Here is an 18,651-nt window from a genome sequence, read left to right as displayed (position 1 = left end):
ATGTAGTGTCGGATCAGTCTTCCAGATAGATCATCTTGCGCGTCATGCCGCCGTCGACGACCAAGTTGACGCCGGTGATGAAATCGTTGCGCTCATCGGTGAGAAACAGGCAGGCCCGCGCGATGTCATCCGGCGTTCCCACGCGGCCGGACGGGTGCTGCGTGTGGTCTTCCAGGCGCAATTGGTCGTAGTCGGCCGTCTGAATCCAGCCCGGCGAGATGCAATTGACGTGGATGGAATCCGGCCCGAGCGAGACGGCGAGCGCGTGCGTGAGGGCCAGCAACCCGCCCTTGGACGCGGCGTACGCTTCGGTGTTCGGCTCCGATTGCAGCGCGCGCGTCGACGCCATGTTGACGATCTTGCCGCCCCCCTCCTGTTCTTTCATCAATTTGGCAGCTTCGCGGGCACAGAGAAACGCGCTGCGCAAGTTCGTGTGCAGCACGTCGTCCCACTCGTCGACCGTCAACTCATAAGGCGATTTCCAGCGCGAGATCCCGGCGTTGTTGATCAACACGTCCAGCCGTCCGCACGTCTCCCGCACGTTGGAAAAAAGCGCGGTGATCTCCTCCGGACGCCGCACGTCCACTTGCACCGCAAGCGAAGCGGCGCCGATTTCCGGATGCGCTTGCCGGATCTCTGCGAGGGTGTTCTCAGCGCGTGTGCCGTCGAGATCGACGACGACCACGCGGTAGCCCGCCGCTGCATACGCGTGCGCCACGCCGCGGCCGATGCCGTTTCCGGCACCGGTGACGAGGGCGGTTTTGAGTACGGGGTTCGGGGAATTTGCCATGTTGCGGGTCACCTCGTTTTTTCTTAGATGGGTTGCTCTTAGATTTGTTCCCAGCGGTGTTCGACTTTGGCGAGCTTGGGGTGCTGTCCGACGCCGTAGCGGGTTTCGATCACCAAGCGGAGGTTTCGAATCAGCTCGTCAAACGACGCAAAGCCCGCCATCGCGTTCGCGTACGCGTCCGACACGTACAGAAAAAACGGCGGACGGTATTTCTCCTCCAGATAGCGCACGATCAACTCCAGCGGCGTGTATTTCTTGCGCTTCTCCTCCCAGACGTCGAGGGTGATCTTGACGGCGGTTGGCGGCAGATCGTCGACCAGGCTTTGAAGTTCCTTCACACGCTTATGAAAGGCAGGCACCTCCGGCCAGCCCATGCTCTTCAACGTCTTCTCATGGTGCGGGAACAGCACGATCTGAGCGAAACTGCGAACTTCCGCAAACTCCACGAGCTTCTGCATTCGGTCGTCGTCCCAGTCGCCAAACGCGTCCGGCACGATGATCGTCCCCTTCGCCGGATCGGCGGTCAGGTTTGGATCGTACCCATACTCGACCATGCGTTTTTCTTTCGCCATCTGCTCATCTCCTCTCCTCTAAAACACTTGACTACTTCTGTTTCTTGGCATGTCTTTCCTCTTAGTGTGCCACATCACTTGACGATTTTAGCCAAGGAAAGATATACTGTTTTCAGAAAGTTTCCTTCGGGCAAAAAACTTGTGTGAAGCTAAGATTATGAGCGTGCTGCAATTTTCTTCACCAAAACCAACTGGGCGGCATACCTTTGATAGCGAGCCGACGGTTTTCTTTTTGGCCACAAAGTTTCCCTTGGGCAAAAAAATTAGCTCAGGCTATCTTATGACAGGAATACGAGGTGTTTGCCGAATGAAAGACAGAGGAACTCCCCTCCCTCTCTCGACGAAATCCGGATGGAGAACCGAGAGAGCCGGCAACTCGTTGCCGGAAGTGCACCGTTCGATGCCCGTCCCGACCAAAGGGTCGTGGTTTCGTAAATTTCTCGCGTTTCTTGGACCCGGCTACTTGGTCGCGGTCGGATATATGGACCCCGGCAACTGGGCGACCGACCTGGCAGGCGGTTCTCAATTTGGTTATTCCCTGCTGTCCGTCGTGATGATCTCAAACCTCATGGCGATCTTGCTGCAGGCGTTGTCCGGGAAGCTCGGCATCGTCACGGGCCGCGATTTGGCGCAAGCGTGCCGCGATGCCTACAGCAAGCCGGTCGCGATCTCGCTCTGGCTGCTCTGCGAACTGGCGATTGCCGCTTGCGACTTGGCGGAATTGATCGGCTCGGCGATCGCTTTGAACTTGCTGTTCGGCTTGCCGTTGCTCTGGGGCATCGTGTTGACATCGGTTGACGTACTGCTTGTCCTGCTGTTGCAAAACAAAGGGTTCCGCTACATTGAAGCGATGGTGATCGCGCTGATCGCCACCGTCGGCATCTGTTTTGGCGTGGAGCTGTTTCTCTCCAAACCCGACATAGGCGGTGTGGCGAAGGGTTTCCTTCCCACCGCCGAGCTGGTCAGCAACCCGCAGATGCTCTACATCGCCATCGGCATTCTCGGCGCGACGGTGATGCCGCACAACCTCTACTTACATTCGTCGATCGTGCAGACCCGCCGCTTTGAAGAGACGACTCTTGGCAAGAAAGAAGCGATCAAGTTTACGACGTGGGACTCCACGATTGCGCTGTTGTTCGCCCTGTTCATCAACGCGGCGATTCTGATCTTGGCAGCTGCGACGTTCCACACCAGCGGCAACACGGACATCGCGGAGATTCAAGACGCGTACCACATGCTCTCGCCGCTGCTCGGCACGACGATGGCGAGCATTCTGTTCGGAGTGGCACTGTTGGCGGCCGGACAGAACTCCACGTTGACCGGCACGCTCGCCGGGCAGATCGTGATGGAGGGTTTTTTGAACATCCGGATGAAAGCGTGGTTGCGCCGCTTGCTCACGAGAACCGTCGCCATCGTGCCCGCCGTCATCGTCACGGCGCTCTACGGCGAGAAAGGAACCGGCGATCTCTTGATCTTGAGTCAAGTCATCCTCTCGCTGCAACTTTCCTTCGCGGTCGTTCCGCTCGTGAGGTTCACAAGCGATCGGAAAAAAATGGGCGAGTTCGTCAACCCGCTTTGGTTGAAGATTCTCGCCTGGACGGTGGCCGTCGTCATCGCTGGTCTCAATCTGTATTTGTTGTACGGAACTCTGTTCGGATAACGGGAGTGAAAAGCGAGCGCTGTGCGAGAGCGCTCGCTTTTTCTTATGTGAGGGAAGCGGTTTCGATGACTGGCAGGCAGGACTTCCCAAGCGTAGAAGCGAAAACAGTGTGGAAATTTCCTGAAACGAGACCGTGGGAGATTCGTATAGACAGTGGAAAGGGGTGTTCGTGGTGGTTTTTAACATGTTGGCGATAGGCGCGACTCTCATTGCGACGGCATTTTTGTTGGCTGCGATGTTTTTCACGGTGGTGCCGATCTTGCCGGGGACGCTGTTTACGATACCGGCGTTCTTGATCTACGGGCTGATGGCGGGCTGGGATCACTTCTCGATTTGGTTCTGGATCGGCCAAATCGTGTTGATGGTGGTGAACTTCCTCTCCGACAACGTCGCGCAGATCTTCGGGATTAAGAAGATGGGCGGCAGCAAAGCCGGCATGATCGGCGGTTCTGTCGGGATGTTCGTGCTTCCGCTGGTGATCTCCCCGCTGGGGCCGTTGGCGGTGATCTTCGGGCCGCTGCTGGGCGCCGTGATCGGGGCGATGGTCGGTGAGATGCTGATGCGCCGCAAGTCGAACGAAGTGATGAAAGTCGGCTGGGGATCGCTGCTCAGCTTCTTGGCAGGCACGGTTTTCAAGATTTTGCTGGTCGGCGTGCAAATCATTTGGTTCTACCTTGCGATTTTTTAAAAAATACGGTGGCAACGGTTGCCCCTCCTGAGTATTGGGTATAGTACCAAGAAAAGGAGGGTTTTTCTATGAATATGGACTTCTATCGCGATGCCCTGGACCATCGAAACTTATCCGAGGAACTCCATCGTACGCCGTGGTGGGATTCGTTGATGCATAACGACCAGTTCAAAAACGCCTTGCAACGCAACGGTCACATGCGCGTGCAGTTGGCCGACACCTCCTACCTGAAAAAACTGCTGCGTTCCGAGCAGGAACGGCAATCTTTTATCGAGCAAGTTTTCCACCCCGCCCCCGAGCATCTGGCCGCACCGGATGAGGACTGACACCACGACTGGGCGTTTTGCGTACACTGTTAACACCAATCCCATCTGAAAGGGTGCGAGCCATGAAGAAAATTCATTTTGTCGGAATCAAAGGGGCTGGAACGAGCGCGTTGGCGCAGTTGTACGCTCGGATGGGGTACGAGGTATCCGGTTCGGATAGTCAGGAAGTGTTCTTCACCGACGCATTGCTCTCGCAAGCGGGCATCACATATATCTCTACACCCTCTCCGGACAACGTCGAGGACGTGGACCTCGTCTGCCACTCCCCGGCTTACAACGATCAGCACGTCGAGATCCAACGGGCCAAGGAACGCGGCATCCCCGTCTACACCTACCCGCAAATGCTCGGAAAATTGACGCAAGAGCGCGCGAGCCTGCTGATCACCGGCACGCACGGCAAAACGACGACGACGTCGATGCTCGGGGCGTTGCTCACGTCGGTCGGGTTGGATCCGATGGTCGTGATCGGCAGCAAAAACTACAACATCGGCAGCAACGCGCGGTACGGGGAAGGCCTGCTGGTCGCCGAAGCTTGCGAGTACAAGCGACACTTTTTGAACTACCAGCCGCAGATGCTTGTCGTCAACAACATCGACTTCGACCACCCTGATTATTTCCAAGACATCGAGGACGTGTTTCTCTGCTTTCAGCAGCTCGTCGACAAACTGCCGGCAGACGGCGTGTTGGTGGCTTGCGGCGACGATCCGCGCTGCCGCAAGCTCGATACGGACGTCAAAGTGGTGTACTTCGGTCTGGATTCGAGCAACGACATCTACGCGACGAACATCAACGAATCGCGCGGCGTACTGCGGTTTGATGTATGGGAGGGGAGCACGCCGCTTGGGACGGTGCAGTTCCGTTCGCTCGGCCGTCACAACGTCTTGAACGCGCTGGCGACGATTTCGGTCTCCCGTTGTTTGGGGCTCAATTTTCAAGATGTGCAGGTATCGCTCGGGCAATTCCAAGGCGTGTACCGCCGATTTGATTACCTGGGGCGTCTCGGGGGTATGGAGGTGTACGACGATTACGCCCACCATCCAAGTGAGATCAGTACGACGTTGCGCGCGGTGAAAGAATCCTTCCCGAACGATCCGTTGATCACCGTGTTCCAGCCGCATACCTACTCGCGGACACAGAAGTTCCTCGCGGAGTTCGTGGACTCTCTGACGCTGTCTGATGAAGTGTTGCTGGTGAAACTCTTCTCGTCGGCCCGCGAGCAAGACCCCGGCGACGCACTGACTGAAAAACTCGCCGAAGCGATCCGCCAGCGCGGAAAGTCGGTCACTTATGTTGAGAACTTGGAAGAAGGCACGCGCTTCCTGAAGCACTATGCGACCTCCAACCAAGGCATCGTGCTGACGATGGGCGCCGGAAACGTGCGAGGGATTGGCGAAGATTCTCTGACCTTCTTATTGGAATCGAAATCGGAATAACACAGGTCGCCCTCCAAGGGGCGGCTTTTTTCTCGTAGTGATTTCCCTTGTATTATTTCCGTAGAAATAAGAATAATCGGAGAAATTCGCGCTAATATGGCGAAACGGGTGTGAATTTTGTCAGGAGATATGCGTTTTTGCATGAGGGCTTCCAGCAGGCGCGTAGAGCGGATTTCGTTGTCAGGGGTGTTATGGTATTGGGAGTTTCTTATAAAGGCCTTAGAAAGGCGTATAGGAGGCCGTTTTTTTGGTGGTGTCCACAGTAATTCACATAATATGGAAGGCAGAAGGGAAGGAAGCGGCTTCCCTAGTTACTTTTGGAAGGGAATGATCTTTTTACGCACTACTATGGCGATAATAACCAGTTATCGCTATAATAATAGATATATAGTTTCTTGAAAAGGACGTGGCAGTTATGACGATGGATTCGAACAATCAGCTTCCGATACCTATGGGAACAAGTGTTCCTTCTCTTGCCAATGAGATGGGGATCATGAACGACGAACACCTGATTACCCTCTTTCTGAACCGCCCGCGCCCGAAAGCGTGGTCGAAGATGACTCGTAAAGCGTATCACCGCGACTTACAAGCGTTTTTGACTTTTATCGACGGGACTCCCCTCGCCAACGTTACCTATGTACAGCTCGTATCTTATTTCCAATCGCTTGAACACTACGCGCCGGCCACTCAGCAGCGTATGATTATTCTTATGAAGTCGCTCTTCCTGTTTGCCCACCGACTGGGTTATATTCAGCGGAATCCGGCAATCTTGATCGCCGCTCCCCGCGTGCCCAACCGTGCCACGCATAAGCGATCGCTCATGGTCAACGAAGCGCAAAAACTGCTCAACGCTTCGAAGGGAAATGAACGGGCCTACTTGATCGTCGTCCTGCTGATGACCACCGGCGTGCGGGTGGAAGAACTTTGCCAAGCGAACTGGTGCGATCTCTATGAAGACATGCGGGGAAATATCGGGTGGATGGTGCGCGGCAAGGGCGATAAGGACCGCCCGGTTCTGATTCGTCCCGACGTGTGGGAGATCTTGCAAAACTTCCGCCGAATTTGCGGCAAGAACCCGAATCTCGATCCTGGTGACCGCACGCCGCTGGTGATCACCCGACGATTCACCCGTTATCGTCAAAATGGAGTTCGCGACATGATGTATCGCCTCTCCCGCTCGGCCGGTCTGTCCCGGATGATCTCGCCGCACGTGCTGCGCCACACGTGCGCGACGTTCGCTCTGGAAGCGGACGCGCCGTTGCTCCAAGTGCAACGCCAGATGGGTCATGAAAGTTTGCGAACGACGGAACGCTACCTGCATGACATCCGCGAACTGAGCGAAAGCGCCGGCGGCTACATCAATCAGGTTTCCATCTAACGCAGTTGTCTATAATAATGTTATGTCCCCTAATCTCTTCAAATGTCCTCGGATGCAGAGTCTTTACAGAGACTTGTCCTGAAATTGTTTCAAAATCAAGCCATGCCGGATTTCGCGACATGGCTTTTTACTTGTCATAATAATTGTTATGGAAACTACACACGCTGAGCTTTTTGATTTCGCCCCATCGATAACGCAAAAGCGGCCAGAGTCCGGCGTCTTCCATGCCGAGCCGCCACAGCGACAAGCCCGCCAACCCGTAGCGGTTGAGGATCGTCACCTTCTGCGAGAGGGAGGACGTGTTCTCAAACCACACCTGATGCTCTGTTCCAGTGCTGTCTTCGTATACAAACATCGGCGTTTGAGAAACGGGATCAAATTTCACGTTGACACGGTATTGCCGGGCGCGGTTCATCGCGCCTTCGAAGGAGAGGTATTCCGGAATCGTGCTGCCGTCCTTCCAATCGTAGGCGTATCCGGCGATGCCGAGCAGGACTTTTCCTGCTGGGACGCCTGCTGTCAACGCGTAGCGCACGCCCGTCTCCGCCCAGGAAAGCGAACAGAGCGCGCCAGGTCCCGTATGAAAACGGTGCTCGGTGTTCAGCATCAACGCCACCAAATCGGCCGCCCGCCCGATGCGCGCCAAATCATAGGAAGGGGTCGCAGGGATTCCCAGCACGGTCGGGATCATCGGGATGTTGACGACGAACGTCCAACCCCGCAGTTGGCTCAGCTTCGCCAACTCCTCCACCCATTCTGCAAACGACTCCCGGTCTGTTTCGTCCACCTCCATCCAATCCAACCAGATGCCGTCCAACCCGTATCGCGCATACGTGTATTCAATCGCCTCCAGCAAGTATCTTCTGTAGACGGTCATCGCTTGGTGCAACACCTGCCGCGTTTGCACGTCGGCGGGGTAATACAGGCTGGTGAGGCTTGCGATCACTTGCACGCCTCGCTCCCGTGCGCTCTGCAAGACCGACTCGATCTGCGCCTCTCCCGCATAGGATTGCAACCGCCACGGTTCTTCCGGCGCCACCTGAAACCAAAGCGGGAAGATTCCGCTCAAACCGTCTGCACCCGTCTTGGCCAACGCCCGCTCACTGCCGGGATAAACGCCCTCCGAAGACGTGTACGCGGCAAACGTATAGCGCGGGATGCGCGGCCGTTGCGCCGGCAGCGATTTCACCGGCGGTGCCGCCGGTGGTTTGACTTTCGGCACTTGCAAGATTCGGCCGGGGGTCAGCACCGTGTCCAAAGCCAATTGGTTCAACCGGGCGATGGTCGTCGCCGTCGTCTGATAGCGTTTGGCGATGGATGCCAGCGTGTCACCCTCCCGTACGATTACATAGTGCAACTGCGTCGTGGAAATGACCCCCACCTCCTCCTGATCTCCGTTCCACGAACTCTCTGACTTTAGGAACTCGCTTCCTTCTGAACAGGTGACAACTTGGCGCCCATCGGCCCTGCGTAGAAGCCGAGCACAAACTGCTGACCCGCTTTGGGTTCGCAGGAATCCGGCGGACGCGTCAAAACTTTGACCACGTCGCCCGCCTCGACGCTCTGCACGCCGGGGTTCAAGCTGCGCAACTCCTCCAACGTGCTCCCATAGCGGACTGAAAGATCATCCAATGTCTCTCCCGCCCTGATGACGACATAGTGACCCGTGTTCCCTCCATCCATCCGTACCCCCGTTCTCGGTGTTCTGTCGACACTATCCTATGCAGGCAGAGACGGATGTGAAAGCCGTCCAAGGACAGGAACGTATGTTCTGAAACCATCATAGTGAAACTTGAAGAATCTTGTCAAGAAAAACAAGAACTCATGTTTGTATCTAGTACCAGGGTGTGGTATAATTTCTGCTATAAACTAACTTCGAACATATTTTCCCATTGATATACATCACGACTGGGTATGAGGAGTTGTTCTTGCCAATGCTGAAGCTTTCTAAGCGTCAACAGGAAATTATGGATTTCATTAAGAACGAAGTGCGCGCGAAGGGATACCCGCCGTCCGTACGGGAGATCGGCGAGGCGGTCGGGCTCGCTTCGAGTTCCACCGTCCACGGGCATCTCGCCCGCTTGGAGCAGAAGGGCTTGATTCGCCGCGACCCCACCAAACCGCGCGCGATCGAAGTGCTTGATCTGGAAGCCGATACGGAGAGCGGCCGTTTTGAGTACTCCACCGTCATGGCGCCGATCATCGGGAAAGTCACGGCCGGTCAGCCGATCACGGCGATTGAGAACGTCGAGGACTACTTCCCGTTGCCGACTTCGTTTGTCGGCGATTCGTCGGTGTTTTTGCTCAACGTCTCCGGAGATTCGATGATCGACGCCGGGATCTTCGACGGCGACCTCGTCATCGTCCGCCAACAAGCCACGGCGCACAACGGCGAAATCGTCGTTGCGATGACCGAGGACGACGAAGCGACCGTCAAGCGCTTCTATAAGGAAGCCGATCACATCCGCCTCCAGCCGGAGAACCCCACGCTCGAACCGATGCGCTACAACAACGTCACCATCTTGGGTAAAGTCATCGGGATTTTCCGTCACATCGACTAATCTCCCGGGCACCTCCTCCATACGTGAAAAACGGCCCGTCGTTTCCCGACCGGGCCGTTCTTTCCCGAGGTGTTTTCAAACTCCTCTGACACCTCGCACTCTTCCCTTTTTTATGACAGAGATTCTCCTCCGATGTACACCTTGCCGACTTGCATGTCTTCATCCAGCCAGAGGAAATCTGCGTCCTGCCCGACGGCCAACTGCCCTTTCCGCCCTTGAAGTCCCAGTACGCTTGCCGGCGTTGCCGACGCCATCGTCACAGCTTCCGCCAACGGAGCATGCCCCAACTCCACCATGTTGCGCACCGCACGGTCGAGCGTGAGCGTACTGCCCGCCAGCGTTCCGTCTGCCAATCGAGCCTCGCCGCCGACCATGTGCACGTTTTGACCGCCGAGGTCGTACTCTCCGTCCGCCATTCCGACAGCGCGCATGCCGTCGCTGACCAGCACGAGGCGCTCCTGCCCTTTGACTTTGTAGAGGATGTTCATCACTGCCGGATGTACATGCACCCCGTCTGCGATCAACTCCGCCGTCAACTCGTCATGATAGAGAGCAGCGCCCACGACGCCGGGCTCTCGGTGGTGCAGGCCGCGCATGGCGTTGCAACAATGCGTGACATGATCGAGTCCGTGCGCCATCGCGCCTGTCACTTCGTCAAACGTCGCATCGGAGTGTCCGACCGACACCCGCACGCCTTGCTGACTCAGATAAGCGATCACTTCTGCCGCTTCCGGATGCTCGGGTGCCAGCGTGACCAGTTTGAGCAAGCCTTGCCCTGCTTCCACCAATCGTTTGGCGTCGTGCAACAGAGGGCGGATCACATGTGCTTCGTTCTGTGCGCCTTTGTAGCGCAAGTTGATCCACGGCCCTTCTAAGTGGACGCCGAGCAATTGCGCACCGACCGGCTGGCGGCCGGCAAATTCAGCGCACGTCCGTAGGACGCCGACGAGGTGTTCGAGATCTCCCGTCAACGTCGTCGCCAGAAACCCGGTGACACCGTAAGTCGCCAGTCCCCGCGAGATGGTTTCCAGCGCCTCCATCGTGCCGTCCATCACGTCCGCCCCGTGCAACCCGTGCACGTGGAGATCGAGATACCCCGGAACGAGGCAGCCGGTTTCAAACACGGTGTCCGGCTGGTCTCCCGCCCGACGAGGTCCCACATACGTGAATTGACCGTCTTCACAGACCAGCACCTGATCTTCGCGAAACTTCCCCTCGATCAGCGCCCGTCCTTGCCAGATGCGTTTCTTCATTAATTAGCCTCCTCTGCAAAAACCACTCCATGCAGTTTCCTCCGCCACGTTGCGAGATCGGAAGGAACCGGATGCAAGCGATTGGTCAACGAAACGACCGCTGTGCCGGATGCCGGTTGCACCCAGACCGCCGTCCCCGTGAATCCCGTATGCCCGAACACATCGGATCGGAACGTCTCGCCCGCCCAGACTCCCATCTCCCACCCAAGACCGCGCGACAAGCCAAGCCCCGGCGTGTGATTTCTCGTCGCCAGCCGCACGAGTTCCGAAGCGAGGAAGTCTCGTCCGCCCTCCAGCCACATCTGCAGATAACGCAGGACGTCTCCCGCCGTGGAGAACAGCCCGGCGTGTCCGCTGACTCCGCTCAAGCCGTAATGACAGTTGCCGTCGTTCACAGCACCGCAGATCGTGTCCGTTCGCCATGGGAACTGCTCGATGATGTCTTCAGACGCAACGTCTTGGCACATCTTCCGCTCGATGTGGTTGCCAACTTCGGTTGCCACGGCGTTTTTTTCCGAACAAAGGTAGTGGGTTTGGGTCATTCCCAGAGGCGCGAACACTTGTTCCCGCGCAATCTCCTCCAGCGGTATCTGCCAGATGTCCTCCAGCACGAACCCGAGCAAGATCATCCCGAGGTCGGAGTAGATCGCTTTCGTGCCCGGCTTGTACACCAAGGGCTCCGTCTCGATCCGTTTTTGATAGTAGTCCCTCCCCTGCCCCCATAAATAGAAGGGCTTCCATGCTGGAAGCCCCGAGGTGTGAGTGAGCAAATGTTGGACGGTGATTCCCTTGTCCGGCAATACCTGGCGATCCAGTTTCAACCGCCCGGCTTGCACGGAACGCAGCACAGCCGGAAGCGTCGCCATCACTTTGGTCAACGACGCGACATCAAAAACCGCATCGTCCGTCAGACCTCTCGGCTGCGGCGTGATCTCGGCGTTTCCGGAAGTCGCTTCCGCCAAAGTTTCGACTCTGCCGCCGCCCTGCCAGCGGATGACGCGCACCGCTGCTCCGGCAAACAGACCGTCTGCAAGGCCTTGCTCCACCAACTCACGAACCTGCGTCCTCATTCTTTGACGCCGCCCAATGTCAAGCCCTTGATGAAGTAGCGTTGGAACGACATGAACACGACGATCATCGGAACGGCCGCCACAGCCGCGCCGCTCATCAGCAGCTTGAAGATCGCCAAGTTCTGGTCTTGCAACGTCTTCAATCCGACCGGCAGCGTGTACAGGTCCGCATCGTTGAGTACGATGATCGGCCAGAGGAACGAGTTCCAGACGTTCATGAAGGTGAAGATGCCAAGCGTCGCGAGCGCCGGTTTGGAAAGCGGCACGACGATTTTCCAGAAGGTCTTCCATTCCGAAGCCCCGTCGATTTTCGCCGATTCCAACAGGTCGTTTGGCAGCGAGAGCATGTATTGACGCATGAGGAACACGCCGAACACCATGCTGAGGTCAGGCAGGATCAGCGCCCAGTGCGTGTTCATCAGCCCGAGGTTTTGCACCATGATGAACAGCGGAACCAAGGTGATCTGCCCCGGAATCATCATCGTCGCGATGATCAGCCAGAAGAACAGTTTGCGGCCGGGGAACTGCTTCTTCGCCAGCGCATAACCCGCCATCGTGTCGAGCACGAGAATGCCCGCCGTCACCACGATGGAGATGTACGCGGAGTTGAAGAACCAGCGCCAGATGTTGGTGCTGTTGAACAACTGCTGGAACCCGGAGAACGTGTCGTGCACGATCTGGCTGCGGTTTTCCGGATGCGTGAAGTACTCCACGATCCCCATCGGAATCATCTTCGGCGGGTCGGATTCCACATAGTCGGGCAGCTGCAACGCGGTGGAGAACACCCAATACAGCGGCAGCAAAGAGATGATCGCCCAGACGAGGAGCACGAAGTAGGTCAGCCATTTGGTCGGTGAATGTTTGCTTTGCATGTCGCTCCCCCTCCTACTCTTCCGCTTTGCGGTACATCAGCCAGTATTGGGCGATGCCGAAGATCAGCGTGATCACGAACAGCACGATCGCCTGCGCCGAAGCCAGCCCGAACTCCAAATCGCGGAACGCGGTTTTGTAGATCAAGGTGACCAGCGTCTCCGTGGCGTGGCCGGGGCCGCCGCCCGTCATGAGCAAGATCTGCGTGAACACTTGGAAGGAGCCGATCAGCGAAAGCATGGTCAGGTAGAGCGTCGTCGGTTTGAGCAATGGCACGGTGATTTTGCGCCAGCGCTGCAGGCCGCTGGCGCCGTCGATCTTCGCCGCTTCGTACAACTGATCCGGGATGGCGTCCATCGCCGCCAAGTACATGATGATGCCAACACCCGGCGGGATCAGCACGCTCATGATGATCAGCGCCCAAAGCGCCGTGTTCGACTGGTTCAGCCAGTCTTGAGCCGGAATACCGAGGAATCCGAGCATGTAGTTGAACAAGCCGTAGCGATAGTTGTACACCCAGCGCCACACCATCGCGATGATGACCATCGACGTGACGGTCGGCAAGTAGAACGCGCCTCGGAAAAAGCTCTGTGCCCGGCGGCCCAGCGGATGAATCAACGTCGCAAGCACCAAGGCAAGGATCACTTGCAACGGCACGGTGACCACCGTGTACTTCAACGTGTTCCACAGCGCCGTGCGGAACGCTTCGCTGTCGGCGACGGAGGTGAAGTTTTTGAAACCGACCCACTCGCTGCCAAACACGCCATACTCTTGGAACGCAAGCACAAACGCCCAGATGACCGGGATGAGAACAAAGGCAGTGAACAGAATCAACTTCGGCAACAGGAACAGATACGCGGCTCGTTGTTTCCACATCTCGCGCAATAGCGACGGCCTCCGGCGCAGGGCCGGAGGAAGCGCTTTGGCGTCGAGCTGGGATTGCTCAGGGAGTTGTGTTGCTTGCGAAGAACTCACAGCTGTACCTCCCTATTTCGTGAGCAGATCGTCAACGGTCTTTTTCGCTTCCCCCATCGCGTCTTCCGGCGACTTCTCACCGTTGAGCACGAGTTGCAGCTGGGATTGAATCGCTTCGTCAATCTTCTTCCAGTTCACTTGTTTCGGGATCATCACAGCAGTTTCGGTCAGCTTTTGTGCTTGTTGCATTTGCGGGTTGTCCGCAAACGGGTTTTGGTCAACCGCCGATTTGCGGGACGGGAAGACGCTGTAGTTTTTCGCCGTGACGACTTGCTGTTCGGTCGAAGTCAGTTGCTTCATCAGGTCGGCGACGACTTTTTTCTTGCCTGCATCGTCTTGATGGAACATCATCCAACCGCCGACGCCGCCGATCGTGACCGGTTTGCCGGAGCCGGACGGGTACGCTGCGACCATGAAGTTTTTCATGTTGGCTTTTTGAGCCGCTTGGATCGCCCACGTTGCCCACGGTTCCACCGCGACGTTCTTCTGCGCGGAGAACGCCTTCCAGGTGCCGCCGACGTCGCCGGAGCCCATCTCCTTCGGGGCGACCGGGATGTTTTTCAGATCGGCGAGCTTTTTCATCGCGCCCTCTGCTTCCTTCGAATCGAAGGTGAACTTCGTCAGGTCGTCGGAAAGCGGGCGGCCGCCGTCCATGTAGAGGAACGGCCAGGACTCGTAGTACCCGTTCTTGATGTAGGTGGACAGGCCGTAGACGTCGATTTTGCCGTCGCCGTCTTTGTCGTAGGTGAGTTTTTTCATGTCGTCGACGAACTCATTCCACGTCCATTTGCCGTCTTTCGGCGGCTCGACGTTGCGCTCTTGGAAGAGGTCGAGGTTCAACAACATGCCGTGTACGGTCATCCCGCCCGGCAGGCCGTAAAGTTTGCCGTCTTGGGAGTAGGCGTCCAAGGCGTTCGGCAGAAAGTCTTTTTTGTCATCGGCGGTGACGTAATCGTCGAGCGGTTCCAGGACTTTTTGCTTGAGAAACGCAGCGTTGACGCCGTTGCCGGAGATGTCGACCGGCGCGACGTCCGGCCATGCTTTGCCGGCGATGGAGACGCCGAGTTTGTCGTTCATGTCCGCCCACGGCACTTGCACGATTTCAACGGTTACGCCCGGGTGCGAGCTTTCGAACGCTTTCTTCTGCGATTCGATCCATGCGTACTTGTTGCCATTCTCTTCCCAGCGCGGGCCGTCCCAGATCGTGATCTTGCCGGTCCAGTTCGCCGTCTCTTGTTTGCTGGAGCTGGCGGAGTCTTTGGAGCAACCTGCGAGGGTGACGGAGAGCATAGCGGCGGTTGCAAGCACGGCGAATACTTTCGTGTATTTTTTGTAGATCATGTTTGAACTTCCTCCTTGGAGTCGGTATGGTTTCAGTCCCACGTGATCTTGCCGAGCACGACCGGGCGTTTCGCTCCGGTGGCAGACGGCAGATTTCCGGGTCTGCGATGGTACGTCTCATAACCAAGCACGGCAAACGCGACCGCTTCCTTGGCGTCGCTGGGGATGCCGGTGGCTTCCATTTGCGTCAAGATCGTGAGTTGCGGCAACTCGCGGCGCAGGCCGTCGAGCATCGCCGGGTTGTAGGAACCGCCGCCGCCCACGATCAGCTCGTCGATCGCGTGGTGCGGCAAGATGAAATCGCGGATGGCACCCGCAAACGTGCGCACCGTGAACTCGGTCGCCGTGGCGATCACGTCTTCGGCGCGAGACCCGAGAGCCAGGGCATCTTGCCACCAGCGTTCGACCATCTGCTCGCCGAACAGTTCTCGTCCAGTCGACTTCGGAGGCTGCAGGCTGAAGTACGGCATCTGAAGCCACGAAGCCAAGTAGTTTTCCAGCACTTGACCCTGACGCGCCATCCGGCCGTCTCGGTCATAGCGCAGGCGGCCTTCCGTAAAGCGGCTGACCAACCCGTCCACGATCATGTTGCCGGGCCCGGTGTCGAAAGCGACAGACTGTTCGGACGATGCTCCCCGCGGCAAGACGGTCAAGTTGGCGATGCCGCCGATGTTCGCGAGGATGCGCCCGCGATCGGGATGAGCGAACAGCAGCGCGTCGACAAACGGCACGAGCGGTGCTCCCTGCCCGCCAGCCGCCATGTCGCGCACGCGGAAATCCGCCGCGACGGGTCGGCCGGTTTTTTCCGCGATCACGGAGGCCTCACCGATTTGGAGAGTCGAGGTCACGGAATATCCCGCGATCTCCTCCGGAACCGGATGGTGATAAACGGTCTGTCCGTGTGATGCGATGAACATAATGTTTGTTATGTCTACTCCCGCCGACTTCGCGGCTTGCAACGCAGCATCGGCAAACACGTGCCCCAGCAAGAAATTCATCTGCGACACTTCCGCTGCCGTCACGTCGGGCTTAAACAAGCGGAAGATGCGGGTACGCACTTCGTCGGAAAACGGCACCGTCTCGAAATGGTCGAGACGCACAGACACGTGCGGCGGTTCTCCGGAGATCGTCGTAATCGCCACATCCACGCCGTCAACAGACGTGCCGGACATCAGCCCCATGCATCTGATCATCGCGCGACCTCCAGCGTGATCGGCAGTCGACCGACCAGTTTGCGTTTGCCAAAAAGCGCCTCCGCCGCCACGTCGATGCCCTCCGGCGTAAATTCATACACCGCCACGTGAGCGTCAAAGCCCTCGCAAACCGTCATGTCATACGGCGTGCGCATCGAGACGACCAAGCGCGGGATCGGCAAGCTCCGCATGTGGCGCAAGAGTTCCATCTGCCCTTCGGCGAGATGGGCGTTCAGCGTCCCAATCACGACTGCCTGACAGTCTGCCGCGGCTTTGACCGCTTCGGCGATCTCTTCCGCCGTCGGCGGGTTGGAGAGCTCCAAGCGCACCACGTTCGGGTGCTGGCGCTCGACGGCGGCGGCGAGCGGGTTGAGGAGGTAGCGCTCATCTTCGACCGGCGAGAGCGAGACGTTGCGCAAGTACACGACGGCGACGCGGTCTTCCGCGTTCAACGCGAGCGGCAAAGCACCGGGGCGAAGAGAGGTCAGCGTGACCGCCGACTCGTACACGGTGCGAGCCAGTTGGCGGTGTTCAACGGAGCCGACAACCGGATCGACCGTCAACTCGCCCCGCTCCAAGAGCTCGAAACGGGGCAACCAGTCCGCCCAGTTGGTGTACTTCTCCTTCAACGCGAGCACCCGGCGCACAGACGCTTCCAGACGCTCCGTCGTCAACTCGCCTTCTTCGACGCCGCGCAGAAACCGGGCGACCGCCCCCTCTTGCCAATCGTGCGTGTGCGAGATAAACGAGAGGTCGACGCCTGCAAGAAAGGCGCGGTACGTGCCTTCCACCGTGCCGATCGTATGCGCGATGGCGTGCATCTCCATGCAATCGGTCGTGATCACGCCGTCAAAGCCCAACTCCTCGCGCAGCAGTCCGGTGATCACGCGATGCGACAGCGTCGCCGGCGTGCCGTCCGGCTCGATTTCCGGAAACACCACATGCGCGATCATGATCGCATCAACGCCGGCTGTAATCGCTTTCACGAACGGAGGCAACTCGACGGCTACAAGCCTTGCCCGATCATGCGGGATCAGCGGCAGGGTGAGGTGCGAATCCAGCGACGTATCGCCGTGGCCGGGGAAGTGTTTCCCGCAAGCTGCCAGTCCGGCCGCTTGCAACCCTCGAATCGCTTCCACTCCGTATTCGCCGACGCGCTCCGGGTCTTCCCCGTAGGCGCGCACCCCGATCACCGGATTGCGCGGGTTGTTGTTGACGTCGAGCACGGGAGCGAGGTTGAAGTTGAAGCCGAGCGCCCGCAGTTCCCGTCCTGTCGCTTCCGCCACGTCGCGCACCCACTCCGGACGGCTCGCCGCTCCCAGCGCCATGTTGCCGGGAAACAGCGTCGTGCCCGCCCCGAGGCGGCGCACGATGCCGTTCTCTTGGTCCACGGAGATCAAGAGCGGATGTGCGTGCCCTGCGTCGTACGCGATTTTTTGCAACCGGGTATTGAGTTCCAGCACATCTTGCGGGTTGCCTACGTTGCGGGCGAAAAGGATCACGCCGCCGATGTGGTGTTCGCGAATCAGCCGCTCAATCTCCGGCGACGGCTCGGTTCCGTGAAAGCCGAACATCATCGTCTGGCCGATCTGTTGCTCCAGACGAAGCGTTGCAAGCTCAAGCGCCATGAGGCTCTCCCCCTTCGATGGCGAGGCGGGCGAATCCGTTGGCCGCTTCCAAGCGGCGCTCCGCTTCCTCGACAGTGCTTTCCGTCTTCAGCATCACCAGCGCGACCTTGGCGCGGCGTCCCGCCGCTTGCAAAGCAGTTTCGGCGGTCTCATGATCCACTCCGGTTGCGTTCATCAACATCCGGCAGGCGCGGTCGACCAACTTCACGTTCGTCGGCTTCACGTCGATCATCAAGTTGCCGTACGCTTTGCCCAGCCGCACCATCACGGCGGTGCTCAGCATGTTCAAGATCATCTTCTGCGCGGTGCCCGCTTTCAGACGGGTGGAGCCCATCAACACTTCCGGGCCGGTCGGCACTTCAATCGCCACGTCGGCGAGCTTGGAGATCTCCGCGTCGGAGTTGCACGACAACGCAATCGTGCCCGCCCCTGCGTCTTTCGCGCAAGTCAGAGCTCCCGCCACATACGGGGTACGCCCGCTGGCACTGAGTCCGACCACGATGTCGTCCGCGCTCAAGCCCTGCTTTCGCAGGTCATACGCCCCGGCGTCGGCGTCGTCCTCCGCGCCCTCGCGCGCTTCGACCACCGCGTCCATGCCGCCCGCCACCAAGCCGACGACCACGTCCGATTCAATGCCGAATGTCGGCGGGCACTCCGAAGCGTCCAGCACGCCGAGACGCCCGCTGGTGCCGGCCCCTATGTAGAGCAAGCGCCCTCCGCGACGAAGCCGTTCCACGATTCGATCGACCGCCTCGGCGATGCGCGGGAGAGCAGCTTCGACCGACTCCGCAACCGTACGGTCTTCGCGGTTCATCAACATGACAATTTCCAGCGCATTCATTTGATCCAAGGTGTCCGACTGCGCGTTGGTTTGTTCTGTAGCTAATTTTGCGATCGATTCCACGCTGCAAGA

At 58.2% G+C, this 18,651-nt stretch carries 18 protein-coding genes; 6 read left to right on the top strand and 12 right to left on the bottom strand.

Annotated elements, in window-relative coordinates:
* Positions 1–13: 13 nt before the first annotated feature.
* Both EL26_RS09235 and EL26_RS09230 read right to left on the bottom strand, forming a co-directional pair.
* A complete protein-coding gene (locus EL26_RS09235) occupies positions 14–790 on the bottom strand; it encodes an SDR family NAD(P)-dependent oxidoreductase (protein WP_038087235.1) in 777 nt (258 codons plus the stop codon).
* 38 nt (positions 791–828) lie between these two features.
* Positions 829–1,362 (bottom strand): hypothetical protein, encoded by a 534-nt coding sequence (locus EL26_RS09230; RefSeq protein WP_052036179.1) that lies wholly within the window; start codon positions 1,360–1,362, stop codon positions 829–831.
* A 307-nt stretch (positions 1,363–1,669) separates the two neighbouring features.
* Between EL26_RS09230 and EL26_RS09225 the strand changes: the two genes are divergently transcribed.
* From EL26_RS09225 to EL26_RS09205, 5 genes are all read left to right on the top strand, one after another.
* Positions 1,670–3,022 (top strand): Nramp family divalent metal transporter, encoded by a 1,353-nt coding sequence (locus EL26_RS09225; protein WP_052036178.1) that lies wholly within the window; start codon positions 1,670–1,672, stop codon positions 3,020–3,022.
* Positions 3,023–3,206: 184 nt separating this feature from the next.
* Positions 3,207–3,710: a DUF456 domain-containing protein gene (locus tag EL26_RS09220; RefSeq protein ID WP_038087233.1), complete on the top strand. Its 504-nt coding sequence runs from the start codon at positions 3,207–3,209 to the stop codon at positions 3,708–3,710.
* Between the two features lie 68 nt (positions 3,711–3,778).
* A complete protein-coding gene (locus tag EL26_RS09215; protein WP_038087230.1) occupies positions 3,779–4,036 on the top strand; it encodes a hypothetical protein in 258 nt (85 codons plus the stop codon).
* A gap of 62 nt (positions 4,037–4,098) precedes the next feature.
* Complete coding sequence (murC, locus tag EL26_RS09210) at positions 4,099–5,469, top strand: UDP-N-acetylmuramate--L-alanine ligase (RefSeq protein WP_038087227.1); 1,371 nt, start codon at positions 4,099–4,101, stop codon at positions 5,467–5,469.
* Positions 5,470–5,962: 493 nt separating this feature from the next.
* Positions 5,963–6,847 (top strand): tyrosine-type recombinase/integrase, encoded by an 885-nt coding sequence (locus EL26_RS09205; protein ID WP_038087223.1) that lies wholly within the window; start codon positions 5,963–5,965, stop codon positions 6,845–6,847.
* Positions 6,848–6,974: 127 nt separating this feature from the next.
* On the opposite strand, the gene EL26_RS09200 is transcribed toward EL26_RS09205, so the two are convergent.
* Positions 6,975–8,228, bottom strand: a complete 1,254-nt coding sequence (locus EL26_RS09200; RefSeq protein ID WP_038087220.1) for a LysM peptidoglycan-binding domain-containing protein — start codon at positions 8,226–8,228, stop codon at positions 6,975–6,977.
* A 35-nt stretch (positions 8,229–8,263) separates the two neighbouring features.
* Positions 8,264–8,479: a hypothetical protein gene (locus tag EL26_RS24520; RefSeq protein WP_161780692.1), complete on the bottom strand. Its 216-nt coding sequence runs from the start codon at positions 8,477–8,479 to the stop codon at positions 8,264–8,266.
* A 302-nt stretch (positions 8,480–8,781) separates the two neighbouring features.
* Here EL26_RS24520 and lexA point away from each other — a divergent pair, with 302 nt between their 5' ends.
* On the top strand, positions 8,782–9,408 hold the full coding sequence (gene lexA, locus EL26_RS09195) for a transcriptional repressor LexA (RefSeq protein ID WP_038087217.1): 627 nt from the start codon (positions 8,782–8,784) through the stop codon (positions 9,406–9,408).
* A gap of 110 nt (positions 9,409–9,518) precedes the next feature.
* Here lexA and nagA read toward each other — a convergent pair whose 3' ends face one another.
* From nagA to murQ, 8 genes are read right to left on the bottom strand one after another with little or no spacing between them, the layout of a single operon-like run.
* Positions 9,519–10,661, bottom strand: coding sequence for an N-acetylglucosamine-6-phosphate deacetylase (gene nagA, locus EL26_RS09190; RefSeq protein ID WP_038087215.1), 1,143 nt, complete (start codon positions 10,659–10,661; stop codon positions 9,519–9,521).
* Positions 10,661–11,731 carry a serine hydrolase domain-containing protein gene (locus tag EL26_RS09185; RefSeq protein ID WP_081857087.1) on the bottom strand — a complete coding sequence of 357 codons (1,071 nt, stop codon included), beginning with the start codon at positions 11,729–11,731 and terminating at the stop codon, positions 10,661–10,663. Before EL26_RS09185 ends, nagA begins: the two co-directional genes overlap by 1 nt.
* Positions 11,728–12,603: a carbohydrate ABC transporter permease gene (locus EL26_RS09180; protein ID WP_038087212.1), complete on the bottom strand. Its 876-nt coding sequence runs from the start codon at positions 12,601–12,603 to the stop codon at positions 11,728–11,730. The genes EL26_RS09185 and EL26_RS09180 overlap by 4 nt, the downstream gene beginning before the upstream one ends.
* Positions 12,604–12,616: 13 nt before the next feature.
* Positions 12,617–13,576 carry a carbohydrate ABC transporter permease gene (locus EL26_RS09175; RefSeq protein ID WP_238546085.1) on the bottom strand — a complete coding sequence of 320 codons (960 nt, stop codon included), beginning with the start codon at positions 13,574–13,576 and terminating at the stop codon, positions 12,617–12,619.
* A 12-nt stretch (positions 13,577–13,588) separates the two neighbouring features.
* Positions 13,589–14,917: a sugar ABC transporter substrate-binding protein gene (locus tag EL26_RS09170; RefSeq protein WP_038087210.1), complete on the bottom strand. Its 1,329-nt coding sequence runs from the start codon at positions 14,915–14,917 to the stop codon at positions 13,589–13,591.
* Between the two features lie 32 nt (positions 14,918–14,949).
* Positions 14,950–16,110, bottom strand: a complete 1,161-nt coding sequence (locus tag EL26_RS09165; protein WP_038087207.1) for an anhydro-N-acetylmuramic acid kinase — start codon at positions 16,108–16,110, stop codon at positions 14,950–14,952.
* Positions 16,107–17,738 (bottom strand): beta-N-acetylhexosaminidase, encoded by a 1,632-nt coding sequence (nagZ, locus tag EL26_RS09160; RefSeq protein ID WP_038087204.1) that lies wholly within the window; start codon positions 17,736–17,738, stop codon positions 16,107–16,109. Before nagZ ends, EL26_RS09165 begins: the two co-directional genes overlap by 4 nt.
* Positions 17,728–18,642: an N-acetylmuramic acid 6-phosphate etherase gene (gene murQ / locus EL26_RS09155; protein ID WP_038087202.1), complete on the bottom strand. Its 915-nt coding sequence runs from the start codon at positions 18,640–18,642 to the stop codon at positions 17,728–17,730. The genes nagZ and murQ overlap by 11 nt, the downstream gene beginning before the upstream one ends.
* Positions 18,643–18,651: the final 9 nt, after the last annotated feature.

The sequence above is a fragment of the Tumebacillus flagellatus genome, from assembly GCF_000714935.1.
Taxonomy (GTDB): Bacteria; Bacillota; Bacilli; order Tumebacillales; family Tumebacillaceae; genus Tumebacillus; species Tumebacillus flagellatus.
The sequence above is the reverse complement of the archived record's forward strand: the minus strand, read 5'-3'. Positions and strand labels throughout refer to the sequence as shown.